Here is a 24,536-nt window from a genome sequence, read left to right as displayed (position 1 = left end):
CTCGGACGTGCGGCGGCGTCAGCGGGCCGCGCCGTGCGTCAGCGACGTCAGGATCTCCTCGGCGTGCGTCCACAGCAGGGCACCGCCGATGCCGGGGACGACGCGGCGGCGGGCGCCGGGGATGCGGGAGGCGAGCAGGGCGCCGTTGTCGGGCGAGTGGGCGGTGTCGTGCTCGCCGTACCAGATGTCGACGGGCAGGGCGAGGGAGCCGAGGGCGAAGGGCCACCGTCCCATGGCCAGAACCGCGTCGCGGGCGTAGCCGGCCGCCGCGCCCCGGGCGAACCCCTCGGCGAGGGCGCGGCGGTAGGCGGCGGAGAAGCCGGGGTCCCGGTACACGGCGAGGTCGCAGTCCGGGCTGCCGTCCATGACCAGGTCCCACATCCTCTCGGCGTCGAAACCCGCGAAGAACTCCTCGGCGCCCGAGGGGTCGTGCACCGCGCGTTCGGTCAACGCACGCAGTTCGGCAGGCAGTACGGCGGCGAACTCGGGGGCCGCCACCTCGTCGGCGGCCGACACCAGGGCCAGCGCGGAGGCGAGGCCCGCCTCCGCGCAGGCGAGGGCGAACGGAGCGCCCTGCGAGTTGCCGACCACGGCGGGGCGGTCGAAGCCGCGCCGGGCGCACAACTCCCGCACGTCGGCGGCGAAGTCGGCGAAGGTCCGGCCGGGTGCGGGCGTGGACGCGCCCAGGCCGGGCCGGTCGACGGAGACGAGGCGGATACCGAGGGCGGCCACGGCGTCAGGGCCGAAGCCGAGGCTTCGGCCGGTGGCCGCGCCGGGGCACAGCAGGACCGGCGTGCCTTCCTGCGGGCCCCACTCGGCCCAGCCGAGCAGGCGTCCGTCCGGCAGCCGCGTCTCACCGAGGCGGGCGGGGGCGGTGGTGTGGACGATCATGGGCCCCATCATGCTGCGGGGGCGGGCCGCTCCGCACGGCCCTTTCCGCCGACGTGCGCCGGGCGGGCGCCCGTCACCGCCGTACCGCGTCCACCCGCTCCGGCACGTGCCCCGCGACCACGCGCTCGCGGGCGGGGGCCGGTGCGGTGGCGGCGCGGCGGCGGTCCACCGTCCATGCCGTGGCCGCGACCCCGAGGCCGAGGACCGCCAGGGCCGCGCCCGCCGTCGCCGGGGAGGTGACCCCGAATCCGGCGGCCAGGGCGAGGCCGCCGATCCAGGCGCCGCCGGCGTTGGCGAGGTTGAAGGCGGCCTGGTTGGCGGAGGAGGCGAGGGAAGGGGCGGCCGCGGCCTTCTCCATCACCATCAGCTGGAGCGGGGACCCGGTGACGAAGGCGGCCATGCCGAGCAGGGCCACCGACGCGGCCGCCGTGACCGGCGTACGCATGAGGAGGGGGAACAGCGCCAGCACCACGACGAGGGAGGTGAGGCCGCCGAAGAGGGTGCCGCGCAGGGAGTGGTCGGCCAGACGTCCGCCGAGCAGGTTGCCCGCGGTGGCGCCGACGCCGAAGAGGGCGAGCAGCAGCGTCACGCTGGTCTCGGCGAATCCGGCGGCGTCGGTCAGCATCGGCGTGATGTAGCTGTAGGCCGCGAAGAGCGCGCCGAAGCCCGCGACCGTCGTGCCGAGCGCCAGCCAGACGGGCAGGGAGCGCAGGGCGGCCAGTTCGCCGCGCAGGCCGGTGGTGGGGGCGGGGGCGCTGTCGCGCGGGATCAGGAAGGCCAGCGCCGCTATCGCCGCCACGCCGATCGCGCTCACGCCGAGGAAGGTGGCCCGCCAGCCGAGCTGCTGGCCCATGGCGGTGGCGGCCGGGACGCCGACGATGTTGGCGACGGTGAGGCCGAGGAACATCAGGGAGACGGAGCGGGCCCTGCGTTCCGGCGCGACCATGCCGGTGGCGACGACCGCGCCGACGCCGAAGAAGGCACCGTGCGGCAGGCCGCTGACGAAACGGGCGGCCAGCAGGGAGATCTCGCCGGGGGCGACGGCCGACAGGGCGTTGCCCACCACGAACAGCGCCATCAGGGCGATCAGGACGGCGCGACGGGACATCCGGGTCGTCGCCGCCGCGAGCAGCGGGGCGCCGATGACGACACCGAGCGCGTAGGCGGAGACGAGGTGGCCGGCGGTGGGGATCGAGATGTCGAGGTCGTCCGCGACGTCGGGCAGCAGGCCCATCATCACGAACTCGGTGGTACCGATGCCGAAGGCGCCCACGGCAAGGGCGAGCAGGGCCAGGGGCATGAGGGGGTCTCGCCTTTCGAGAGCGGGATTGCGTACGGGAGGCCGGGAGGGCCGGGCGGGGACGACTGTATGTTCCCGTACGGAACAAAGACTCTCAGGGCAGGTATTCCGCAGGCGAATTCTAGGAAGCCGTTGTGTCGACCTTCACACGCGCGGCGATCGGCAGGTGGTCGCTGCCGGTCGCCGGGAGGGTCCAGCTGGTCATCGGCTCCACGCCGGTGACCAGGATCTGGTCGATGCGGGCCATCGGGAAGGACGCCGGCCAGCTGAAGCCGAAGCCGTCACCCACGGCGCCCTGCGGGGAGCGCAGCTGGGAGGTGATCGCGGTGAGCGAGCGGTCGTTCATGGTGCCGTTGAGGTCGCCGAGCAGGATCTTGCGGGGCAGCTTCTCGTGGGAGATGGCCTCGCCGAGGGCGTCGGCGCTCTTGTCCCGCTGCCGCGCGGTGAATCCGGCCTCCAGCTTCACCCGTACGGAGGGCAGGTGGGCGACGTACACCGCGATCGGCCCGGACGGCGTGGCGACGGTGGCGCGCATCGCGCGCTTCCAGCCCAGCTCGATGTCGACCGGCTTCACGTCGCTGACCGGGTACTTGCTCCACAGTCCGACGGTGCCGACGACCGCGTGGTGCGGGTACTTCGCCGCCAGCGCCTTCTCGTACGTCGGTACGGCGGACGCCTTCAGCTCCTCCAGGGCCATCACGTCCGCACCGGCGGCGGCGACGGCACGGGCGGTGCCCGCCGGGTCGGCGTTGTCGGCGTTGACGTTGTGCGTGGCCACGGTGAGGTCGCCGCCGGAGCCGGTCTTGTCGAAGAGCAGGCCGCCGAAGAGGTTGAGCCACACGCACACCGGCAGGATCAGCGCGATCAGCGCCGTCGCCGACTTGCGGACCAGGGCGATCACCAGCAGCACCGGGATCAGCAGGCCGAACCACGGCAGGAAGGTCTCGGTGAGGCTGCCGAGGTTGCCGATGGCGTTCGGGATGTGCGAGTGGGCCGCCATGACCGCCGACAGGAGCAGCGCGACCACGGCCGTGACCAGGCCCCGGCGCCAGATCCGCCGGTCGCCGCGCCAGCCGCTGACCGCCCGGTCGAACAGGCGCCGAATCCGGTTCTCCCGGCGCTCGGGGTCCGAGCCGCCGCTGTCCGTCTCCGTCATGTACGCCTGCTGCGCCATACCGTTGCCTCACTGCCTGCTGTGCACACCGTCGCCCCCTGTGACTCAGCACCATAGGGGATGATCGGTTCCGTTCCCGCCGCCCTGGACGGCCGTACGGGCACGAGGACGTACGGGCCGTCCCGCGAAGTTCCGCGCTGTGCCGGGACGGGCGGCTCTGTGACAGAACGGGCACATTTGACCCCATGGGCCGTACTCTGCCCCCTGGCGGGTACGTGACCGGGGTCCCCTAGCCGTCGGGGCGCCACAAGTGCCACCATGGAAGGGATCCGGGGACGCCGTCAGGGCGCCTCGAGATGACGTGAAGGAGCCGTTGCCATGACGCAGCTTTCGGCTGCCCAGACGCCGCAGCGCACCCCCGCCGACGGGAGCAGGGCGCTGTACGGGGGCAAGATCAACCGCCGTATCACCGTCCGGGACATCACCGCCGCCAAGGAGCGCGGCGAGAAGTGGCCCATGCTCACCGCGTACGACGCGATGACCGCGTCCGTCTTCGACGAGTCCGGCATCCCGGTGATGCTCGTCGGCGACTCCGCGGGCAACTGCCACCTCGGCTACGAGACCACCGTGCCCGTCACCCTGGACGAGATGACGATGCTCTCGGCCGCGGTCGTACGGGGCACCAGCCGCGCCCTGATCGTGGGCGACCTGCCCTTCGGCTCCTACCAGGAGGGCCCGGTGCAGGCGCTGCGCTCGGCGACCCGGCTGGTCAAGGAGGCCGGGGTCGGCGCGGTCAAGCTGGAGGGCGGCGAGCGCTCGCACCGGCAGATCGAGCTGCTGGTGGAGTCCGGCATCCCGGTGATGGCGCACATCGGCCTCACCCCGCAGTCCGTCAACTCCATGGGCTACCGGGTGCAGGGCCGCGGCGAGGAGGCGGCCCAGCAGCTGCTGCGCGACGCCAAGGCGGTCCAGGACGCGGGCGCCTTCGCGGTCGTCCTGGAGCTGGTGCCGGCCGAGCTGGCGGCCGAGGTGACCCGGACGCTGCACATCCCGACGGTCGGGATCGGCGCGGGCCCGGACACCGACGCCCAGGTGCTGGTGTGGACCGACATGCTCGGGCTGACCGGCGGGCGGGTGCCGAAGTTCGTCAAGCAGTACGCCGACCTGCGCAAGGTCATGGGCGACGCGGCGAAGGCGTACGCCGAGGACGTCGTCGGCGGCACCTTCCCCGCGGACGAGCACTCGGTCCACTAGCTCCGTCCACCATCCCGCCCACCAGCTCCGTCCACCAGTAGGCCATCGCGGTACGGCCACCGGCCCCGCCGATCTTCCCCCGTCGGCGGGGCCCCTCTTTGCGCCTAAACCGGCGCCGCTCTCGCGGACCTGGTTGCTCACCGTAGTGGTTGCTCAATTGATGGTTGCGGTGGTTGTCGGTGGGATATCGGGGCTGTCGGCGGACTGTCGGCGGTTTGTCGGTGGCCCCTGCCATCGTCTGGGGCATGAAGCGAATCGACGACATCCCCCGGGCCGCGGACAGCGCGGTCACCGTGCGGGGGCTGGTCAAGCACTACGGCGAGACCAAGGCGCTGGACGGCGTCGACCTGGACGTGCGCGAGGGCACCGTGATGGGCGTGCTCGGTCCGAACGGCGCCGGCAAGACCACCCTCGTACGCATCCTGTCCACCCTCATCACCCCCGACTCGGGCCAGGCGCACGTCGTCGGGTACGACGTCGTACGGCAGCCGCGGCAGCTGCGCCGCGTCATAGGGCTGACCGGGCAGTACGCCTCCGTGGACGAGAAGCTCCCCGGCTGGGAGAACCTCTACATGATCGGCCGGCTGCTCGACCTGTCCCGCCGGGACGCGCGCGCCCGCGCCGACGAGCTGCTCGAGCGGTTCTCGCTCACCGAGGCCGGCAAGCGGCCCGCGTCCACCTACTCCGGCGGCATGCGGCGCCGGCTCGACCTGGCCGCCTCCATGATCGGGCACCCGGCCGTGCTGTTCCTGGACGAGCCCACCACCGGCCTGGACCCGCGCACCCGCAACGAGGTGTGGGACGAGGTCAAGCGCATGGTCGGCGACGGCGTCACCGTGCTGCTCACCACCCAGTACATGGAGGAGGCCGAGCAGCTCGCCTCCGAGCTGACCGTCGTCGACCGCGGCAAGGTCATCGCGAACGGCGGCATCGAGGAGCTGAAGGCCAAGGTCGGCGGCCGCACCCTGCGCGTCCGCCCGGCCGACCCGCTGCAACTGCGCCCGCTCGCCGCCTACCTGGACGAGCTGGGCATCACCGGGCTCGCCAGCTCCACGGTGGACGCCGAGCGCGGTGCCGTGCTGGTGCCGATCCTCAGCGACGAGCAGCTGACGGCCGTGGTCGGCGCGGTCACCGCGCGCGGCATCACCGTCTCCGCCGTCACCACCGAACTCCCCAGCCTGGACGAGGTCTTCCTGTCCCTCACCGGCCACCGCGCCAGTGCCCCGCAGGACCCCGCCCCCGCCACCGACGACACCCGCGAGGAGGTCGCCGCATGAGCGCCCGCCCGTCTCCCACCGCCACCCCGCCCGAGGCGCTTCGCGCCGCCCCTTCGATCACCACCGCTCCAGCCGCCACCACCACTCCAGCCGCCACCGCCGCGCTCGCTCCGGACGCGCGCATCTCGCTGCGCGCGCACGTGCGGCACACCGGCGCCCTGGTCCGCCGCAACCTGCTGTGGATCCGGCAGGACCCGGAGTCGATGTTCGACGCGCTGCTGATGCCGATCGTCTTCACCCTGCTGTTCGTGTACGTCTTCGGCGGCTCGATCGGCCAGGCCCTGGGCGGCGGGCAGGACGGCTATGTGCAGTACGTCATCCCCGGCATGATCGCGATGATGAGCATGACCCTGTCCCAGGGCGTCGGCACCGGCTTCAGCCAGGACTTCAACTCCGGTGTCATGGACCGCTTCCGGTCGCTGCCGATCGGGCGCGGCTCGGTGCTCTTCGCGAAGATCGCGGTCGAGATGGCCCGGATGCTGTTCGCCACCACGGTGCTGATGATCGTCGCGGTTCTGGTCGGCTTCGACATCGACCACTGGGCCGGGCTGTTCGCGGCGGTGGGCCTGTCGGCGGTGTTCGCCTCCTCGATCATGTGGGTGTTCCTCACCCTGGGCGTGGTCCTGAAGAACGCGCAGTCGGTGCAGGCGATGGGCTTCATGGTGCTGTTCCCGCTCCAGTTCGGCTCCTCGATCTTCGCGCCGACGCAGTCGATGCCGGGCTGGCTCCAGTCCTTCACCGACTACAACCCGCTGTCCACGCTCGCCGACGCGGCCCGCGGGCTGATGGTGGGCGGCCCGGTCGCGCACGACCTGTGGATCACGCTCGGCTGGGCGGCCGCGATCACCGCGGTGATGGCACCGATCGCCATCCACAAGTTCCGTACGAAGACCTGATCCGCGCCCGTGCGGCAGGCGTCAGACGAGGGCGACGGCCTCCTGAGGGGAGAGCCGGCCGCCCTCGGCGTACGCGGCGTCGTACGCCTCGGTGCCGAGCACCCCGCGGACGCGTTCGACGGCCCGCCCGCGCGCGTCCCGCTCCATGCCCGTCGACACGTGCCCCGGCGGGAGCATCGCCTCGGCGGCGCCCAGGCACCGGGCGCCGTCCGCGGCCCGGCCGCCCCCGTCCAGGCGGGCCAGGGCCATCGCGGCGATGGTCAGGTAGGCGGAGCGCATGTGCGGGGCGATGGCCGCGGACAGCGGGTCCTCGGCCCGTGCCAGCGACTTGCGGATCCCGGTCAGGCACTCCTCGTGCCGGTCCTCCAGCGTGGCGAGCCAGGCCTCGGCGGCGAGGATGAAGGCGTCGAAGACCACGAAGTGCGCGATGGAGAACTCCTCGCGCAGCAGCCGCAGTTGCTCGCCCGCCTCGGCCGTACGCCCGGTCATGCCCAGGTGTCCGGCGAGGAACAGCCGGGCGGCGGGCATCGCGCCGTTGTGGCCCGTCCCGGCCGTGCGGTCGATCACCCCGCGCAGCACCCGCTCGCCGCGCTCCGTGTCGCCCGCCTCCAGGAGCACGCTGCCGAGGCGGGCGTCGAGGATGTCCACCTGGGCGTGGGCACCGAGCCGCACGGCGTGCTCGGCGGCGGCCCGGTAGTCGGCGGCGGCGCGCCGGTAGTCGCCGACGCGCTCGCGGGCCTCGGCCCGCCCGGAGAGTGCCTCGGCCATGCCCCAGGCGTCGCCGAGCCGGTGGTAGATCTCCAGCGATTCGTCTGCGTCGCGGACCGCGTCGCCCGCCCAGTCGGTGCGGTTGGCGAGCATCTGGGCGCGCATCTGCAGGCCCCCGGCCAGCTCCCACTCGTAGCCCGGGGTCTCGCGGCAGGTGCGCAGGGTGGCGTCCATGATCTCGCGCAGCCGGTCCATGTCGCCGGTGAGCATCACGGAGTAGAACCAGAGCAGGCCGGGGCTGGAACAGGTCTGCGGCATCCCCGGCTCGTAGGTGTCCGCGATGATGCGCAGCTTGCGCTGGGCCGCCGGGTTCTGCCACGCGTCCAGCTCCGTGTCCATGCAGGCCAGATGGGCCAGGTGCACCCCGCGCCGGGCCTCGGCGAGGACCTCGCCGGTCATCGGCGGCGGGGCGGACGTGCACCGCTCCCACACCGGCCGGGCGGGGGTGCCCGGTTCGGCGAAGGGGTCCGGGCCGAGTGCCATCACCTCGACGAACCAGTTCCGGGCCTCCACCCGCAGGTCGCGCATCTGCCAGTACCAGACCAGCGACAGCGCCAGGCACAGCGCCTCCTGCTCGTCGCGCTCGGCTACGGCGTGGCGCAGGGCGGTGCGCAGGTTCTCGTACTCGCGCTCCAGCCGCTCGATGGCGGCGAGCTGCTGCGGACCGCGCAGCAACGGGTCGGTGGTGCGGGCGAGTTCGCGGTAGTACGTCAGGTGGGCGCGGGCCGCGGCGGCGCGTCCGCCGGTCTCGTCGAGGCGCTCGCCCGCGTATTCGGCGACGGTCTCCAGGAGCCGGTAGCGCATGCCGTCCCCGGTCAGGCGGTCGGTCACCGGTGCGGCCACGACGAGGGACTTGTCGACGAGGGAGCCGAGGGCGTCCAGTGCGGCGGGTCCGCACACGGCCTCGGCGGCGGCGAGGTCGCAGCCGCCCGCGAAGACGGACAGCCGCCCCAGCACGTCGCGTTCGTCCGCGTCGAGCAGGTCCCAGGACCAGTCGACGACCGCGCGCAGTGTCTGCTGGCGGGGCAGGACGGTACGGCTGCCGGAGGTGAGCAGGCGGAAGCGGTCGTCGAGCCGCTCGGCGATCTGGCGCGGGGTGAGCATCCGCAGCCGGGCGGCGGCCAGTTCGATGGCCAGCGGGAGGCCGTCGAGGCGGCGGCAGATCTCGGCGCAGGCGGCGGCGGTCTCCTCGTCCGCGTCGACGCGGAAACCGGGGCGGGCGGCGGCGCCCCGGTCGGCGAGCAGCCGCAGCGCGGCGGGCTCGGGCAGCGGCTCCACGGGGCGCAGCGACTCCCCCGGTACGCCGAGGGGTTCGCGGCTGGTGGCGAGGACGGTCAGGTGGGGGCAGCGGGCGAGGAGTTCCTCGGTGAGGCGGGCGGCGGCGTCGACGACGTGCTCGCAGTTGTCGAGGACGATCAGCATGCGGCGCCGGCCGCAGTGCTCGACGAGCCGCTCGACGGCGGTGTCCTGCCCCTCGGAGGCGGTGGCGGCCCGCATCTCCTCGGCACCGGCGCGGTAGAGCACGGTCTCGCGGGCGCCGACGGCGGTCAGGACGGCCTCCGGTACGTCGGCGGGGTCGTCCACGGGGGCCAGCTCGGCCAGCCACACCCCGTCGGGGGCCGCGTCCCCCGCCCCTTCGGCGGCCTCCTGCGACAGCCGGGTCTTCCCGGCGCCGCCGGGCCCGAGCAGGGTGACGAGCCGGGTGGTCGCCAGATCGGCACGCAGCGTCTCCACGTCACCGTCCCGGCCGACGAAGGAGGTGAGCCGGGCCCGCAGGTTGCCGCGGGGACGGGAGCCGGCGGCGGGTGTGCGGGGTGCTTCGGCGGACTCGGACGCCCCGGCCGACCCGGGCGTCCCGGGCTTCCGGCGCCCCGGCGGGGCATCGGCGGCCACGGGCCTCGCCGGGTCCGCGGGCGCCAGCAACCCGCCGTGCAGGGCCCGCAGCTCGGGTCCCGGGTCGGTGCCGAGGCGGTCGGCGAGGAGGCGGCGTACGGCCTCGTAGGCGGCCAGTGCCTCGGCGGTGCGGCCGGTGTCGCGCAGGGCGCGCAGCCGCAGCGCCTGGAGGGGCTCGTCCAGGGGGTGGCCGTCGCACAGGGCGGTCAGCTCGGGCAGGGCCTGCTCGGCCTGCCCGAGGTCCAGGGCGGCGGTGTGGCGGGCGCGCAGGACGTCGAAGTGCCGGGTCTCCCAGCGGGCCGCCTCGGCGGTGCGGTCGGGCAGGTCGGCGAGGACGGGCCCGCGCCACAGCGCGAGCGCGTCGTCGAGCACGACGGCCGCCTTGGCGGGGTCGCCGTCGGCGAGGGCGCGGGTGCCCTCACCGGCGAGCCGGTCGAAGCGGTGCAGGTCGACGTCGTCGGGGGCGGCGGCGAGCCGGTAACCGCCGTCGGCCGAGGCGACCGACTCGGCGCCCAGCGCCCGGCGCAGCCGCCCGACCAGCGCCTGGAGGGCGCCCGTCGCGTCGGCGGGCGGGTCCCCGCCCCAGACCTCCTCCACCAGCAGCCCCGCGGGGACGGCGCGGCCGGTCCGGAGGGCGAGCACGGTCAGCAGGGCGCGCAGCCGCGCCCCGCCGAGCGGGACGGCCGTGCCGTCGGGACGGAGTACCTGTGTGGTGCCGAGGATGCGATAGCGCACGGGACCATTGTCCCCGCTGCCGTCGGAGCCGGTCACGGGGTTTTGTCCGCACGGCGTGCCCGGCCGCCGCCGCCCTCCCCGTACCCGTCCCCGTCCCGGTCCCCGTCCCCGGCCCCGGCCCCGTCCCCGTCCCCGGCCCCGGCCCCGGCCCCGGCCCCGGCCCCGGCGCGGAACCGTCCGCCCCGCACGAGACGTTCTCCCCGTGCGCCCGGTACGGTCGGGCAGTCCCGCACCCCGCGGGTGCCGTCACGCGTGCCCGACAGTCAGGGAGTTCCATGTCCACCGCCACCGCCCGCCCCAGCGACCGGAGGATCAGCCCCGTCTTCCTCGGGATCGTCGCCGTCGCCGCGGTCACGGGCTGGGCCACCTGGACCGGCTTCGCCGAGCAGCCGGGTCTCGCCGTGTTCCTCTTCGTCACGGCCGCGTGGGTCGTCTCGCTGTGCCTGCACGAGTACGCGCACGCCCGCACCGCGCTGCACAGCGGCGACATCTCGGTCGGCGCGAAAGGCTACCTCACGCTCAACCCCGTGAAGTACACCCATGCCCTGCTGAGCATCGTGCTCCCCGTCCTCTTCGTGATCATGGGCGGGATCGGGCTGCCCGGCGGCGCCGTCTTCATCGAGCGCGGGCGGATCCGGGGGCGCTGGCGGCACAGTCTGATCTCGGCGGCGGGCCCGCTGACGAACGTGCTGTTCGCCGTCGTGTGCACGGCGCCGTTCTGGCTGGACGCGCTGGACGGCGTGCCGCGCGACTTCCGGCTGGCGCTGGCGTTCCTCGCGCTGCTCCAGGTCACGGCCGCGATCCTGAACTTCCTGCCGGTGCCGGGCCTGGACGGCTACGGCGTGATCGAGCCCTGGCTGTCGTACAACGTGCGGCGGCAGGTGGAGCCGCTCGCGCCGTTCGGGCTGCTGATCGTGTTCGCGCTGCTGTGGATCCCGGCGCTCAACGGCGCGTTCTTCGACGCGATCGACGCGCTGCTGCGGGGCCTGGGGATCGGCGAGGTCGACACGTACTGCGGCTTCGAGCTGTACCGCTTCTGGCAGACCGACCCGCTGTGCACGCCGGGCGGCTGAGGCCGCTCAGCCGGTGACGGACGTGGAGGACGCGGCGCGGCGGGCGTCCCGGCCGCGCTTGGCGTAGTACCAGCACATGTTCGACGACAGCCCCGACAGCAGCACCCACACGACGCCGATCACGATGCTGCCCCGCACGAAGGAGACGACGGCGGCGGCCACGGCGAGTACGCAGACGACCAGGGCGTAGAGGGCGAGGCGGGGCATGGGAACGGCTCCTGTCGGGGGGACACTGGTACCGACCAGTGTCCCCCATCGCCTCATACGTCCGTGACGCGGAGCCCGGCGTGTGCCTTGTAGCGGCGGTTGACCGAGATCAGGTTGGCGACCAGCGACTCGACCTGGTGGGCGTTGCGGAGCCGTCCGGCGAAGACGCCGCGCATGCCGGGGATGCGGCCCGCGAGGGCCTGCACGATCTCCACGTCCGCGCGCTCCTCGCCGAGCACCATCACGTCGGTGTCGATCTCGTCGATCTCCGGGTCCTGGAGGAGGACCGCCGAGAGGTGGTGGAAGGCGGCGGCGACCCGGCTGTCCGGCAGCAGGGCGGCGGCCTGTTCGGCGGCGCTGCCCTCCTCGGGCTTGAGGGCGTAGGCGCCCTTCTTGTCGAAGCCGAGCGGGTTGACGCAGTCGACGACGAGCTTGCCGGACAGTTCCCCGCGCAGGGATTCGAGGGTCTTGCCGTGGCCGTCCCACGGTACGGCGACGATCACGACGTCGCTGCGGCGCGCGGTCTCGGCGTTGTCGGCGCCCTCGACGCCGTGCCCGATCTCCTCGGCGGCGGCAACGGCGCGCTCGGCGGCGCGGGAGCCGACGATCACCTTCTGGCCGGCCTTGGCGAGGCGGTACGCGAGGCCCTTGCCCTGCGGGCCGGTGCCGCCGAGCACGCCGACGACCAGCCCGGAGACGTCGGGCAGGTCCCAGGGGTCCTTGGCCGGTGCCTTGGCGGGGGCGTTGTGTGCAGCACTGTCGGTAGAGGTCATGGGCCGACCCTACGTCCGCGACGGCCAGCCCAGGGGTACGGGTCCCGCCCGCCGGGCGGCGGTCCCCGGGCCGGGTGAATCCGGGGCGAACGCCGGACCGCGTGCGGGGGGTTGCGGCAGGATGCGGCCGCATGGACGCCGTACGGGTCGCGCTGCTGCGGGAAGTGCTCGCCGGGACCGAGTGGCTGGGGGCCACCCGGCGGTTCGCGGGGGCACTGCGGGGGTCGGTGGTGCCGCACGGGGGCGGTCTGCTGCTGGTGGGCACCCCCGAGTACGAGCCCTGGCACCTGGCGGCGCACCTGGTGGACGAGGCCGCCTGGTCGGGGACGCCGGAGCTGGCTCCGACGCTGGTCCGGCACGGCGCGCGCCCCTCGGACCCGGCGCATCTCGCGGTCGGCCTCGGGCGGCTGGCGGCGGCCCGGCGCGGGGAGACGCTGCTGGTGGTCACGCCCGAGGACCCCGGTGCCCGGCTCCTGGAGCGGGTGCACGACGCCCGCCGGGCCGGTGCGACGGTGCTGGCGCTGGGCACCGACCGCGCACCGGGCGAGCGGGAGCTGACGGCGATGGCGCACGAGACGCTGTCCGTCCCCGACGGAGCCGAGCTGGACCTGGACACCGTGCAGCACCTGGTCAGCGCGTCGGCCGGGGAGAACGCGGTGCCGCCGCCCCGGAGCCGCCGCCGCTTCCGCGACCGCCTCTCCCGCCTCGCCGACCACCTGACGGCCCCGCCACCGTCCGGCTGGTGACGACCGCGGCCCGACCGACGACAGCCGCGGCCCGCCGGGCGCCAGCCACGGCCTGACCGACGGCCACCGCCGCCCAACCGCCGGCCGCCCCGGCCCGACCGACGGCCGCCCCGGCCCGACCCGGCGACGGCGGCCGTCCGGCCAATGACCATCGCAGCCCCGCCGGGATCCACCCCGGCCCGAACAACGACCACCGCCACCCGACCGACGACCACCACCCAACCGCCAGCCACCCCGGCCCAACCGATGACCACCGCCACCCGACCGACGGCCGCCCCGGCCCGACCCGGCGACCGCGGCCGCCCGGCCAATGACCATCGCAGCCCCGCCGGGCCCCACCCCGGCCCGAACAACGACCACCACCACTCGACCGACGACCACCCGACCCGACCGACGACCGCGGCCGTCCGGCCGACGACCATCGCCGCCCCGCCGGGCCCCACCCCGGCCCGAACCGGCGGCCGCCGGGAAAACCTGTTGCCCGCGCTCGTCCCGCCGCCGGACGATGACCCCTCGTGACCGACACCTCCCCCGCCGACGCGCCCGCCGACAGGCCCGCCCAATCGGCCGTCGACGCGCCTGTCGACCCGCCCACCGGCCTGCGGGCCCTGCTGCCCGATCTGTCCCCCTGGCGGGCCTCCCGGGACTTCCGGCGGTTGTGGGTCTCGGGGCTGATCACCAACTTCGGCAGCTTCCTGACCTTCGTCGCGCTGCCGGTGCAGATCAAGGAGCTGACGGACTCGGCCGCGGCGGTGGGCGCGATCGGTGCCGTGGAGCTGGTGCCGCTGGTGGTGTTCGGGCTGTACGGCGGTGCGCTGGCCGACGCCTGGGACAAGCGGCGGCTGATCCTGTGGACGGAGGCCGGTCAGGGCGTGCTGTGCGCGGCGCTGCTGGTCAACGCGCTGCTGCCGAGCCCGGCCGTGTGGCCGCTGTACGTGATCGCCGCGTTCACCTCGGCGCTGGGCGCGGTGCAGCGCCCGGCCCTGGACTCGCTGATCCCGCGGATCGTGGCCCACGAGCACCTGCCGGCCGCCGCCTCGCTGAACGCGCTGCGCTGGCAGGTCGGCGGGATCGCCGGACCGGCGCTGGCCGGCGTGGTGGTGGCGTACGCGGGGCTCGGCTGGGCGTACGCGGTGGACCTGGTCACCTTCGCCGCCTCGGTGGCCCTGGTGGCGGGGCTCGCCTCCTCGCCCGCCTCGCACGAGGCGGGCAGACCGTCGTGGGCGGCGATCGCCGAGGGCGCCCGGTACGCGTGGAGCCGCAAGGAGCTGCTGGGCACCTACGCGGTCGACGTCGCGGCGATGCTCCTGGCGATGCCGCTCGCGGTGCTGCCGTTCCTGGCCGACGAGTTGGACGCCGAGTGGTCGCTCGGACTGATGTACGCGGCGATTCCGGCGGGCTCGCTGCTGGTGAGCGTGAGCAGCGGGTGGACGTCGCGGGTGCACCGGCACGGGCGGATGGTGGTGCTCGCGGCGGCCGGGTGGGGCGTGGCGATCGCCGCCGCCGGCTTCGCCGGGAACGTGTGGCTGGTACTGCTGTGCTTCGTGCTCGCCGGTGCCTGCGACATGGTCAGCGGCGTCTTCCGGAGCGCGATGTGGAACCAGACCATCCCGGACGAGCTGCGCGGCCGGCTCGCCGGGATCGAGCTGCTGTCGTACTCGGTGGGTCCGCAGCTCGGCCAGGTCCGGGCGGGCGGCACGGCCGCGCTGGTCGGGGTGCGGGCGTCGGTGTGGTCGGGCGGACTGCTGTGCGCGGGCGCGGTGGGGGTGCTGGCGCTGTGCCTGCCGACGATGATGACGTACGACGCGCGGACGAACGAGCACGCGGTGCGGCTGCGCGAGAAGCGCGCAGCCGACGCCGCGAGCGGCTGATCAGTCGTCCCGGTCGCCGTCGGCGCTTCCCGGGGCGGACGCGTCGTGCCACCTGGGGTCGTTCTCCCACTGGAGGTTGCGCTCGCGTGCGGTCTGCATCGCGTGTTCGGCCTCGGCCCGGGTGGCATACGGTCCGAAGCGGTCCTTGCCCGGGCAGTCCGGGCCCTCCTCGACCTTCTGGTGCTCCAGGCAGTAGAACCACTCGCCCGGTTTGCCGACCGTGCGCTTCTTGAACAGGGCCATGGGACAGCTCCTCTCGCCACCGACATGTTCCCCCATGCGTGCTGGTTAGACTCGCTGCATGTCTGGCCAGTCGCTGCTCGTCCCAGGGGAGATTTCCCCCACCCGTTCCGTGCCCGGAAACATCCGCCGGCCCGAGTACGTCGGCAAACCCGCGCCGACGCCGTACACCGGACCGGAGGTGCAGACGCCCGAGACCATCGAGGCGATGCGCGTGGCCGGGCGGATCGCGGCGCGGGCGATGGAGGAGGCCGCGAAGCACATCGCGCCCGGCGTGACGACGGACGAGCTGGACCGGGTGGCGCACGAGTACATGTGCGACCACGGCGCCTACCCCTCGACGCTCGGCTACCGGGGCTACCCCAAGTCCCTGTGCAGCTCGGTCAACGAGGTCATCTGCCACGGCATCCCCGACTCCACGGTGCTGCGCGACGGCGACATCGTGAACCTCGACGTGACGGCGTACATCGGCGGGGTGCACGGCGACAACAACGCGACCTACCTGGTCGGCGACGTGGACGAGGAGAGCCGGCTGCTGGTCGAGCGGACCCGGGAGTCGCTGGCCCGCGCGATCAAGGCGGTCAAGCCGGGCCGCCAGATCAACATCATCGGCCGGGTCATCGAGTCGTACGCGAAGCGGTTCGGGTACGGGGTGGTGCGGGACTTCACCGGCCACGGCATCAACTCGTCGTTCCACTCGGGGCTCATCGTCCCGCACTACGACAGCCCGCACGCGACGACCGTCATCCAGCCCGGGATGACCTTCACGATCGAACCGATGCTGACGCTCGGCACCCACGAGTACGACATGTGGGACGACGGCTGGACGGTCGTGACGAAGGACCGCAGGCGGACCGCGCAGTTCGAGCACACCCTGGTGGTGACGGACTCGGGCGCGGAGATCCTGACGCTGCCCTGACCTCGACGCACGTCGCTCGACGGCCCGCTCTCCTTCGGAGGGCGGGCCGTTTCGCGTCCGGGTGGGTACGCTTTTACCGACAGCCCGTCGGCAAGCCTATTGACTTAGGTAAGCCTAACCATAGAAAATCATGCTCATGGACTCCTTCTCGACGCTCATCCGCACCGCCTCCCACGAGCAGCACGTGGAGGCGGAGACCTCGACGTTCATGAGCGACCTGCTGGGCGGGCGGCTCGGTGTCGACGCCTACGCGCGCTACACCGAGCAGCTGTGGTTCGTCTACGAAGCCCTGGAGGCCGCCGCCGGACGGCTGGCGGCGAACCCGGTGGCCGGGCCGTTCGTCCGGCCGGAGCTGATGCGGCTGGCCTCCCTGGAGCGGGACCTGGCGCACCTGCGCGGCGCCGACTGGCGCGCGGGCCTGACCGCGCTGCCCGCGACCGAGGCGTACGCGGCCCGGGTGCGCGAGTGCGCCGACGAGTGGCCCGCGGGGTACGTCGCCCACCACTACACGCGCTACCTGGGCGACCTGTCGGGCGGGCAGATCATCCGCGACAAGGCCGAGCGGACGTGGGGCTTCGCCAGGAAGGGCGACGGGGTCCGCTTCTACGTCTTCGAGGAGATCTCCAACCCGGCCGCCTTCAAGCGGGAGTACCGCGAGCTGCTGGACGGCATCCACGCGGACGACCTGGAGAAGCAGCGGGTCGTCGCCGAGTGCAAGCGCGCCTTCGCCCTGAACACGGCGGTGTTCCGGGCCCTGGGCGAGGAGTTCCCGCTGTCCGCCTGAGTCACCGCTCCAGGCGTACCCGCCCGCCGATCTCGACCCAGCCCTCGGGCTGCGGTGCGGTGAGGATCTGGGAGCCGACCCCCTGGGTGATGTTGAGGGCGCGGCCGAGGCGTCCGGTCAGCAGCAGCGCCGCCGCCCCCGTCGCCTCGTCCTCGTCGATGCCGTCGTCGCGACCGGGGAAGGCGCGGGCCCGCACCCGTCCCGCCGCCTCGTCCTCCCAGGCCCAGGCGTAGATCCACTCCCCCTTCGGCGGCACCGCGAGGTCGTCGACCTCGGCGACGGTGGCGTACTGGCGCAGGGTGCGCGGCGGCGCCCACTCCGGGCGGGCCTCGATCCAGCTGAACTCGCCGTCCAGCCGGGCGCCCACCACGCCGGCCCGGGTGACGAGTTCGGGCACGTCGAGCAGCCAGGCGGTGCCGACGCAGGGGTGCCCGGCGAAGGGCAGGCGCAGGGTGGGCGTGTAGATGTCGACGACGCCGCGCTCGGGGTCGTCGACGAACACGGTCTCACTGAAGCCGAGTTTCGCGGCCAGCTCCTGCCGCCGCTCGGGCTCCGGCAGTACGGATCCGTCCCGGACGACGCCCAGTTCGTTGCCGTATCCGTCGTTCGGCGCGCAGAAGACGCGCAGTACGTCGTAGTCGGTCACCGGGGCATTCAAGCATCGTCCGCGGGCGGCCAGAGCGGGGTGGGGGCCTCGTCGTACGGGAGGGTGGCGAGCGCGTCGGCGTACCCGCGTTCCAGGGCGGCGCGTTGGCGTTCGGTTCCCGGTCCGGCGGGGCGCTCCGACAGCCGGGACATCCGCTCCGCGTGCCCCTCGGCGACCGCGTCGGCGGTCCGGCGCCACTGCGCCTCCTTTGGCAGCCGGGCGAGTATCACGCAGGCTGGTCCGGCGCCCTCCGCCAAGGCCGCCAAGGCCCGGTCGTGCCCGTCCAGGATCAGCCAGCCGTCGAGGAACGACACCCACCACAGCAGGACCGGGGCGAGGGTGCCGTCCCGGGCGTGCTTGCGGTACGCCTTCACGCGCGGCGCGTCGGGGGGCGAGAGCGGGCGCAGGGGCAGGACGCCGTGCCAGCCGCCTCCGCAGAGCAGTTCGAGGACGGTGTCGGGCCAGTCCCGTACGAAGTCCTCGGTCCAGATGCCGGGAGTGAAGGACGCGCGTGCGGTGACCGACCAGCGTCCGTCGTGCAGCGGGCCGTGGGGCGAGTCCTCCAGCCACCGGGCACAGCGGTGGCGCCAGTCGGCGTCCGGTGTGCGCATCGACGCGGCGCGCAGGGGCGGCAGCGGGGAGCGGTGGCCGGGCAGGCGGCGCAGGTGCAGCTCGCGGCAGCAGCCTTCGCCGTGCCACCGGGCCCGGGTGAGGGGGCGGTCGCCCAGGTGGAGCGTGGGCGGGGCGCCGTCCCGGGCCCGGACGAATCGCAGCGGCGGTGGGCCGGGGCGGCCCCGGACGTCCAGGACCAGGGGTCCCGATGTCGCTTCCCGCACCGCCCGTTCCATCCGGACAGTATCGGGCGCCGACCGCCCCGGCCCGCAAGGGATTACTCGGCGGACCGCGCCTGGGTCCGCCGCCTGCGCGTCGCGTACACGGCGCCCGCGCCGACCACGACCGCGACACCGGCCGCCGCGCCCAGCGCCGGGCCGGGTATGTCCGAGCCGGTGGAGGCGAGGCTGCCGCCGCCGATGGAACCGCCGGTGGTCGTTCCGGTGCCGCCGACGGTCGAACCGGCACCCCCGGCAGTGCCGGTGCCCCCGCCGGTGGAGCCGCCCGCCGTGCCGGAGCCGCCGAACGTGCCGCCGGACGTGTCCGAGCCGCCCCCGTCCGGCAGTTGGGCGTCGTCGCTGAGCGCCACCGACAGGTCGACGGTGTCGAGCGCGGTGCCCGCCTGGTAGAAGTCGCCGAAGGCCTTGGCGCCGGCCGCGGTGAGCGTGGCGGCGACGTCGTCGACGGTGATGACGTCCTGCGCGGCCTTCAGGTCGCCGGACTTCGCCTCGAGGTCGGCCAGGACCACGCCCTTGGTCTGCGTGCCGAGGCTGTTCACGTCGGCGCTGAGCTTGCCGGTGCCGCCGTCGAGGGTGGCCTTGAGGTTGCTCAGGGTCAGGTCGAGGCCGTAGGTGCCGCCCGACTCGTGGCCCTTGAAGTTGACGGCGCCCTTGAAGACGGCGGTCAGCTTGTCGGCGTCGGTGTCGTAGGTGCCGGTCGCGTCCTTGAAGGTGAACGCACCGTTTCCGGCGGCCTGGGCGGCCCCGCCGGAGACGGTGATCCGGCCCTTGGCGATGGTGCCGACGACGTAGGCGCGGAAGGACTCCTTCACTCCCCAGCCGAGGGTGCCGTCGGCGACGGCGCCCTTGGCGGGGGCGGCGCTCGCGGGGGCCGAGGGCGAGGCGCTCGTGCTCGCCGCGGGGCCCGGCTCCTGGGTGGCCGGTGTGGTCTGCGGGTCGGTCGGTTCCGGGTCGGTCGGTTCCGGTTCGGTCGGCCCGGTGGTCGGCTCCTTGGAGGGTTCCCCGGTGGTGGGCTGCCCGGTTGGCTCGGTCGTGGGACCGGTGGTGGGTTCCGTGGTCGGCGGTGTCTTCTTGACCACCGTCAGCGGGTCTCCGGCCGCGCCCGCGTAGCTCGCGCTGCCGAGGTACTCGCCCGCCTCGGTGGTGAGGGTGGTCGCCATGTCGGTCATCGCGCGGGTCACGGCGACCTTGGCGAGCGGCACGTCGTCGCCCTTCTTGGTGGGCGTCGCGCCGGAGGTGTCGACCGTGGTCACGTCGGCGGTGATCTCACCGGCGCCGCTGTCGAAGCGCACGTCGGTGAGCGTGACCTCGAACCGGTGCGCGGCGGAGGCGCTCACCAGCTTGCCCTGGAAGGCGAGGTCGACGGTCTGCGCCGTGGTGTCGTAGGTGCCGGTGCCGTCGGTGAAGGTGAAGGCGCCGTTGCCCGCGGCCTGACTGGCGCCCTCGGAGGCGGTGAAGCTGCCGAACATGCCGACGTACGTCCGGTAGGACTGCTTGATGCCCCAGGTCAACTCGTAGTCGGCGAGCGGGGCTTCGGCCGCCGAGGCGCTGGTGGCGCCGCCCAGCGTGGCGAGGGCGGTCGCGCCGAGGGCAGCGGCCGTGGCCACGGCGGCGGCCAGTGCGGTGGAGCGGCGTCGTCTGACGGGCATGGCTCGGTTCTCCTTGGGTGTCGGGGGTGTTCAGCCCTGCTCCGGGTCCGAGGGGGACGCGGCGGGCCGGGCGCGGCGCCTGCGGAGGGCGACGGCCACGAGGGCCGCGGCCGCCAGCAGCAGGGCGCCGGCCGCGAGGGAGACGGGAAGTGCGGGGAAGTCGCCGTCGTCGGTGGTGCTCGCGACGGGGGCTGCGGAGGTGTCGGCGCCGGTCTGCTCGGGCTGCGGGCTCGCACTGGGGGTGGGCTCGCTGCCGAGGTCGGGCAGGGCGGGCAGTTCCGCGTCGGCGGTGAGGGCGACGGCGAGGGACACGGGGTCCATCGCGGTGCCGGCCCGGTACATGCCGCCGAAGGCCTTCGCGCCGCGGGCGGTGAGCTCGGCCGGGGCCTCGGTGACCTTCACCAGGCCGTCGGCCGGCTTCGGTTCGCCCGCGGTGAAGGTGACCAGGGGCACCTTCTTCTCCTTGAGGTCCGGGCTCGTCACATCGGCGTACAGCATGCCCTTGCCGTCCTCGACGACGGCCCGCACGTTGTCGAGGCTCAGGTCGAGGCCGTGGGCGCCGGTGAAGCGCACGGTGCCCTCGAAGGCGGCGGTGAGGTCGCCGTCCTCGTACGTCCCCTCGCCGCCGGGGAAGCGGAAGAGCGCGCCGCCGTCCTGGGCGCCCGCGGTGAGGGCCCACTCGCCGTCGGCGATGTCGCCGGTGACGTACTCGCGGAAGGTGCGGCGCACCCCCCAGTCGACGGCGCCGTCCCGGATGGCGCCGCCGGACGTCTTCGCGGGCTTCGGCGACTCGGCGGACGGGGAGGGGGTGCCGGACGGCTGCCTCTCCTGCCCCGGCGCGGACGCCCGGACGTCGGCGGACAGGCTCACCGGGTCGAGCGCGGTGCCCGCGGTGTAGTACCCGGCGAAGGAGCGGGCGCCCTCGGCGGTGAGGGTGGCGGGGATGTTGTTCAGGGCGACGGTGCTGCCGCCGCCCCTCATGTCGATGCCGCCGAGGGAGAGGGAGGCGAAGGGCACCTGACGGGACGTCGTGACCGCCCCAGTGTCCTTCGCCTTGCTGACGACGTCCACGTGGAGCGTGCCGGTGGAGCCGGAGAGGCTCATGGTGGGACGGCTGAGGGTGAGGTCGAGCTGGTACGCGCCGGTGCCGGTGCGGTGGCCGAGGAAGTGCACGCCCCCGGAGAAGGCGGCGCGGAAGGTGCCGGTGTCACCGTCGTAGGTGCCGGTCGCCGAGTGGAAGCGGAACGAGCTGCCGCCGACGGTGGCCGCACCCCCGTTGAGGGAGTAACTGCCCTTCGCGACGGGCCCGGTGACATAGGTCTGGAACGAGGACTTGATGCCCCAGTCGAGGCGTCCGCCCTGCACGGTCCGGCTCTCCGCGTGTGCGGCGGTCACGGGGAGCAGGGCGCCGAGAACGGCCGCGCACACCAGGGTGACCAGGGCGCGGAGACGGGCGGGCATGCGAAGTCCTCCGGATCGGGGGGCCGGTAGCGAACAAAGGTAAGGCTAACCTAAGCTCTAGTCGACCGGCACCGGCCGCTCGTCTGCGGCCCGACGAGAGGAACGGACACCGTGCGACGCCCCCGAAACCCCCTGGCGGGAGCACTGCTGTCCGTGCTCGCCCTGGCCCTGACCGCGACGGGATGCGCAGGTTCCACCGCGGCCGCACCCGGCGACGGCGGTGGCTCGTCGTCCGCCCCGGCCGGGGGGACCGTCGCGAACCGGGTGGAACCACTGGCGAGGACACCCGAGCCCCGCCTCCCGGTCACCGTCCCCTCCGCCGACGGCGAGCGGGTGACGGTGCGGGCGGCCGAGCGGATCGTCCCCCTCTCCGGCAGCCTCAGCGAGATCGTCTTCACCCTCGGGCTCGGCGACCGGGTCGTCGCCCGGGACGTCACCGCCACCTTCGAACAGGCGGCGAAGCTCCCGGTGGTGACCCGGGGCCACGACGTCTCCGCCGAGAGCGTGCTGTCGCTCAAGCCCGACCTGGTGCTCGCCGAGACCACCTCGGGCCCCGAGGAGGCGGTGGACCAGATCCGCGCCGCCGGGGTCCCGGTGCTCCTCGTCGAGGCGGCGGGGGGCCTGGACGACGTGGGCACGCGCATCCGGGCGGTCGCCGACGCCCTCGGCGTACCGGCGGCCGGGAAGGAGCTGACCCGGCGCTCGGAGCAGCGGATCGAGGCCGTACGGGGGGACGTTCCGCACGGGGAGGAGCCGCGGGTCGCCTTCCTCTACCTGCGCGGCTCGGCCTCCGTCTACCTCATCGGCGGCAAGGACTCCGGCGCCGGTTCGCTGATCGAGGCGGCCGGGGCGGTGGACGCCGGCGCCGCCTCCGGCCTCGACAAGGATTTCACCGCCATCACCAGCGAGGCCCTCGCCAAGGCCGCGCCGGACGCGATCCTCGTGATGAGCAAGGGACTCGAATCGGTGGGCGGCGTCGACGGGCTGGTGAAGATCCCCGGCGTCGCCCAGACCCCGGCCGGGATGGACCGCCGGATCGTCTCGGTCGAGGACGGCGTACTGCTCAACTACGGCCCGCGCACCGACCAGGTGCTGAAGTCGGTCGTGGCGCAGCTCTACGGCGAGGACGGCGCCAAGTGACCGTACTGGACAAGCCGGTCCGCCCCCAGGCGCCCGCGGACCCGGCCGCCCCCCGTGTCCGGCGCAGCACCGCCTGGCTGCTGACCGCCGCCCTCGCCGCCGGTCTGCTGGTCCTCGTCCCGGTCGCGGCCGGCACCGGCGCCTACCCGATCCCGGTCGGCGACGTGCTCGGCTCGCTGCTGCACCGGACGGGGCTCGGCGGCGCGGAACTGGACCGGGTGGCCGAGTCGGTGCTGTGGAACGTGCGGTTCCCCAGGATCGTGCTGGCCCTGCTGGTCGGCGCCTCGCTCGGGTGCGCGGGGGCGCTGATGCAGGGCGTGTTCGGCAACCCGCTGGCCGAGCCGGGGGTCATCGGCGTCTCCTCGGGCGCGGCGGTCGGCGCGGTCGCCGCCATCGCGTTCGGCCTGAACTTCCTCGGCACCTGGACGGTGTCCGTGTTCGCCTTCGTCTCCGGCCTGGTCACCGTCCTGGTCGTCTACGCGATGTCCCGCTCGGGCGGCCGTACGGAGGTCGTGACCCTGATCCTCACGGGCATCGCGGTGAACGCCTTCGCGGGCGCGCTGATCGGGCTGTTCCTGTTCTTCGCGGACACGGCGGCGGTCAACCAGATCACCTTCTGGCAGCTGGGCTCGCTCGCCCAGGCGACCTGGCCGAAGGTGCTGGCGGTCCTGCCGTGCGCGGCGCTCGGCCTCGGGCTGGCCCCGCTGTACGCCCGCCGCCTCGACCTCCTGGCGCTCGGTGAACGTCCGGCCCGCCACCTGGGCGTGGACGTGGAGCGGCTGCGGATCGTGCTGGTGCTGGTGATCGCCCTGCTGACCGCGGCGGCGGTGAGCGTGGCGGGTGTCATCGGCTTCGTCGGACTCGTCGTCCCGCACCTGCTGCGGATGGCGGCGGGGCCCGGGCACCGGTTCCTGATCCCGGGCAGCGCGCTGCTCGGCGCCCTGGTCCTGCTCGCCGCCGACCTGGCCGCCCGCACGGTCGCGGAGCCGGCCGAACTGCCGCTCGGGGTGCTGACGGCGCTGCTGGGCAGTCCGTTCTTCTTCTGGCTGCTGCGCCGCACCCGGCGCAGACAGGGAGGCTGGGCATGAGAATGCTGAAACTGCCGCGGCTGGTGTCGTCCCGTCCGGCGCCGCCGCCCCCGGCCGCCCCCGGCGACCTCCTGGCCGAGGCCACCGGAGTGCGCGTGCGCCTCGGCGGGCGGCCGGTCCTCGACGGAGTGGACGTGGAGGTCCGCGCGGGCGAGGTGCTCGCCCTGGTCGGCCCCAACGGGGCGGGCAAGTCGACCCTGTTGGGCGCCCTGGCCGCCGACGTCCCGGCCGCCGAGGGGGTCGTACGCGTCCACGGCCGCCCGGTGTCGGACTGGTCGGCGCCCGAACTCGCGCTGCGCCGGGCGGTGCTGCCGCAGTCGGCGTCGCTGTCCTTCCCGTTCGCGGTGGAGGAGGTCGTCCGGATGGGCCGGGCGCCCTGGGCGGGCGGCGACCGGGAGGACGAGGACGACGCGGCCGTGGCCGAGGCGATGGCCCGCACGGAGGTGACCGGATTCGCCGGGCGCCCCTTCTCCGCGCTCAGCGGCGGCGAGCGGGCCCGGGTGGCCCTGGCCCGCGTCCTCGCCCAGCGCGCTCCCCTCCTGCTGCTCGACGAGCCGACCGCGGCCCTGGACCTCAGGCACCAGGAACTCGTGCTGCGGCTGTGCCGGGAGCGGGCGCGGGCCGGGGACGCGGTGGTCGTCGTCCTGCACGACCTCGCGCTCGCGGCGGCGTACGCGGACCGGGTGGCGGTCCTGCGCTCGGGCCGGATCGCGGCCGGGGGCCCGCCGTCGGAGGTGTTCGCCGAGGGGCTGCTGTCCGAGGTCTACGACCAGCCGGTGGAGGTGTTCCCGCATCCGCGCACGGGCGCGCTCCTCGTCGTCCCGCACCGCTCGCCGTGAGGACCGTCGTCTCCCGGCAGGACCATCCTTGACGCACCTTTGACTCTCCTATGAGCACTTCATTGAGCCACCGTGACCGGCCCGTGCTCATACACCGTCCATGAGATTCGGATCACCGCAT

At 74.1% G+C, this 24,536-nt stretch carries 22 protein-coding genes; 11 read left to right on the top strand and 11 right to left on the bottom strand.

The annotated features are described in order from the left end of the window. Positions 1-18: 18 nt before the first annotated feature. The 3 genes from ACFYZ3_RS02230 to ACFYZ3_RS02220 all read right to left on the bottom strand — a co-directional run bounded on the left by ACFYZ3_RS02230 (position 19) and on the right by ACFYZ3_RS02220 (position 3,365). On the bottom strand, positions 19-891 hold the full coding sequence (locus ACFYZ3_RS02230; protein ID WP_388513443.1) for an alpha/beta fold hydrolase: 873 nt from the start codon (positions 889-891) through the stop codon (positions 19-21). Between the two features lie 73 nt (positions 892-964). Then, positions 965-2,191: an MFS transporter gene (locus ACFYZ3_RS02225; RefSeq protein ID WP_388513441.1), complete on the bottom strand. Its 1,227-nt coding sequence runs from the start codon at positions 2,189-2,191 to the stop codon at positions 965-967. Positions 2,192-2,312: 121 nt separating this feature from the next. Continuing rightward, entirely contained in the window at positions 2,313-3,365 is a 1,053-nt protein-coding gene (locus ACFYZ3_RS02220) for an endonuclease/exonuclease/phosphatase family protein (RefSeq protein ID WP_361007217.1), read from the bottom strand. A 318-nt stretch (positions 3,366-3,683) separates the two neighbouring features. On the opposite strand from ACFYZ3_RS02220, the gene panB reads away from it, so the two are divergent. The 3 genes from panB to ACFYZ3_RS02205 all read left to right on the top strand — a co-directional run bounded on the left by panB (position 3,684) and on the right by ACFYZ3_RS02205 (position 6,732). After that, complete coding sequence (gene panB, locus ACFYZ3_RS02215; RefSeq protein ID WP_282090264.1) at positions 3,684-4,559, top strand: 3-methyl-2-oxobutanoate hydroxymethyltransferase; 876 nt, start codon at positions 3,684-3,686, stop codon at positions 4,557-4,559. 245 nt (positions 4,560-4,804) lie between these two features. After that, positions 4,805-5,836, top strand: coding sequence for an ATP-binding cassette domain-containing protein (locus ACFYZ3_RS02210; protein ID WP_388513440.1), 1,032 nt, complete (start codon positions 4,805-4,807; stop codon positions 5,834-5,836). Beyond that, positions 5,833-6,732, top strand: a complete 900-nt coding sequence (locus tag ACFYZ3_RS02205; RefSeq protein ID WP_388513439.1) for an ABC transporter permease — start codon at positions 5,833-5,835, stop codon at positions 6,730-6,732. Before ACFYZ3_RS02210 ends, ACFYZ3_RS02205 begins: the two co-directional genes overlap by 4 nt. 21 nt (positions 6,733-6,753) lie before the next feature. Here the strand turns inward: ACFYZ3_RS02205 and ACFYZ3_RS02200 are convergent, their stop codons facing one another. Next, on the bottom strand, positions 6,754-10,164 hold the full coding sequence (locus ACFYZ3_RS02200) for a BTAD domain-containing putative transcriptional regulator (protein ID WP_388513437.1): 3,411 nt from the start codon (positions 10,162-10,164) through the stop codon (positions 6,754-6,756). Between the two features lie 239 nt (positions 10,165-10,403). Here ACFYZ3_RS02200 and ACFYZ3_RS02195 point away from each other — a divergent pair, with 239 nt between their 5' ends. After that, a complete protein-coding gene (locus ACFYZ3_RS02195; protein ID WP_361007207.1) occupies positions 10,404-11,201 on the top strand; it encodes a site-2 protease family protein in 798 nt (265 codons plus the stop codon). A 6-nt stretch (positions 11,202-11,207) separates the two neighbouring features. Here the strand turns inward: ACFYZ3_RS02195 and ACFYZ3_RS02190 are convergent, their stop codons facing one another. Together ACFYZ3_RS02190 and npdG are read right to left on the bottom strand one after the other, a co-directional pair. After that, complete coding sequence (locus tag ACFYZ3_RS02190; protein ID WP_388513435.1) at positions 11,208-11,408, bottom strand: hypothetical protein; 201 nt, start codon at positions 11,406-11,408, stop codon at positions 11,208-11,210. A 53-nt stretch (positions 11,409-11,461) separates the two neighbouring features. Then, a complete protein-coding gene (gene npdG / locus ACFYZ3_RS02185; RefSeq protein ID WP_388513434.1) occupies positions 11,462-12,181 on the bottom strand; it encodes an NADPH-dependent F420 reductase in 720 nt (239 codons plus the stop codon). A 131-nt stretch (positions 12,182-12,312) separates the two neighbouring features. Here npdG and ACFYZ3_RS02180 point away from each other — a divergent pair, with 131 nt between their 5' ends. Further along, a complete protein-coding gene (locus ACFYZ3_RS02180; RefSeq protein ID WP_361007201.1) occupies positions 12,313-12,927 on the top strand; it encodes a hypothetical protein in 615 nt (204 codons plus the stop codon). Positions 12,928-13,442: 515 nt separating this feature from the next. After that, a complete protein-coding gene (locus tag ACFYZ3_RS02175; RefSeq protein ID WP_388513432.1) occupies positions 13,443-14,798 on the top strand; it encodes an MFS transporter in 1,356 nt (451 codons plus the stop codon). On the opposite strand, the gene ACFYZ3_RS02170 is transcribed toward ACFYZ3_RS02175, so the two are convergent. After that, on the bottom strand, positions 14,799-15,041 hold the full coding sequence (locus tag ACFYZ3_RS02170; protein WP_388513430.1) for a hypothetical protein: 243 nt from the start codon (positions 15,039-15,041) through the stop codon (positions 14,799-14,801). Between the two features lie 58 nt (positions 15,042-15,099). Between ACFYZ3_RS02170 and map the strand changes: the two genes are divergently transcribed. Both map and ACFYZ3_RS02160 read left to right on the top strand, forming a co-directional pair. Then, on the top strand, positions 15,100-15,957 hold the full coding sequence (gene map / locus ACFYZ3_RS02165; protein ID WP_388513428.1) for a type I methionyl aminopeptidase: 858 nt from the start codon (positions 15,100-15,102) through the stop codon (positions 15,955-15,957). A gap of 136 nt (positions 15,958-16,093) precedes the next feature. Further along, the gene (locus ACFYZ3_RS02160; protein ID WP_388513426.1) at positions 16,094-16,741 is read left to right on the top strand and encodes a heme oxygenase (biliverdin-producing); all 648 of its coding nucleotides are present in this window, start codon (positions 16,094-16,096) and stop codon (positions 16,739-16,741) included. Position 16,742: 1 nt separating this feature from the next. On the opposite strand, the gene ACFYZ3_RS02155 is transcribed toward ACFYZ3_RS02160, so the two are convergent. Genes ACFYZ3_RS02155 through ACFYZ3_RS02140 form a run of 4 tightly spaced genes read right to left on the bottom strand, consistent with a single transcriptional unit; the run spans position 16,743 to position 21,348 of the window. After that, positions 16,743-17,387 carry a PhzF family phenazine biosynthesis protein gene (locus tag ACFYZ3_RS02155; RefSeq protein WP_388513425.1) on the bottom strand — a complete coding sequence of 215 codons (645 nt, stop codon included), beginning with the start codon at positions 17,385-17,387 and terminating at the stop codon, positions 16,743-16,745. Between the two features lie 8 nt (positions 17,388-17,395). Further along, a complete protein-coding gene (locus ACFYZ3_RS02150) occupies positions 17,396-18,223 on the bottom strand; it encodes a hypothetical protein (RefSeq protein WP_388513423.1) in 828 nt (275 codons plus the stop codon). A gap of 53 nt (positions 18,224-18,276) precedes the next feature. After that, positions 18,277-19,887, bottom strand: a complete 1,611-nt coding sequence (locus ACFYZ3_RS02145) for an HtaA domain-containing protein (protein WP_388513422.1) — start codon at positions 19,885-19,887, stop codon at positions 18,277-18,279. A 30-nt stretch (positions 19,888-19,917) separates the two neighbouring features. Continuing rightward, positions 19,918-21,348, bottom strand: coding sequence for an HtaA domain-containing protein (locus ACFYZ3_RS02140; RefSeq protein ID WP_388513420.1), 1,431 nt, complete (start codon positions 21,346-21,348; stop codon positions 19,918-19,920). Between the two features lie 111 nt (positions 21,349-21,459). On the opposite strand from ACFYZ3_RS02140, the gene ACFYZ3_RS02135 reads away from it, so the two are divergent. The 3 genes from ACFYZ3_RS02135 to ACFYZ3_RS02125 are packed head-to-tail and all read left to right on the top strand — an operon-like array spanning position 21,460 to position 24,415. Continuing rightward, entirely contained in the window at positions 21,460-22,488 is a 1,029-nt protein-coding gene (locus ACFYZ3_RS02135; RefSeq protein ID WP_388513418.1) for a hemin ABC transporter substrate-binding protein, read from the top strand. After that, the gene (locus ACFYZ3_RS02130; protein ID WP_388513416.1) at positions 22,485-23,576 is read left to right on the top strand and encodes a FecCD family ABC transporter permease; all 1,092 of its coding nucleotides are present in this window, start codon (positions 22,485-22,487) and stop codon (positions 23,574-23,576) included. Before ACFYZ3_RS02135 ends, ACFYZ3_RS02130 begins: the two co-directional genes overlap by 4 nt. Then, positions 23,573-24,415, top strand: a complete 843-nt coding sequence (locus ACFYZ3_RS02125; protein ID WP_388513414.1) for a heme ABC transporter ATP-binding protein — start codon at positions 23,573-23,575, stop codon at positions 24,413-24,415. Before ACFYZ3_RS02130 ends, ACFYZ3_RS02125 begins: the two co-directional genes overlap by 4 nt. Positions 24,416-24,536 lie beyond the last annotated feature (121 nt).

Source organism: Streptomyces sp. NPDC001599 (genome assembly GCF_042893535.1).
Classification (GTDB): Bacteria; Actinomycetota; Actinomycetes; order Streptomycetales; family Streptomycetaceae; genus Streptomyces.
Note: the sequence above shows the minus strand (reverse complement) of the source record. Positions and strands in the feature narration are given on the sequence as shown.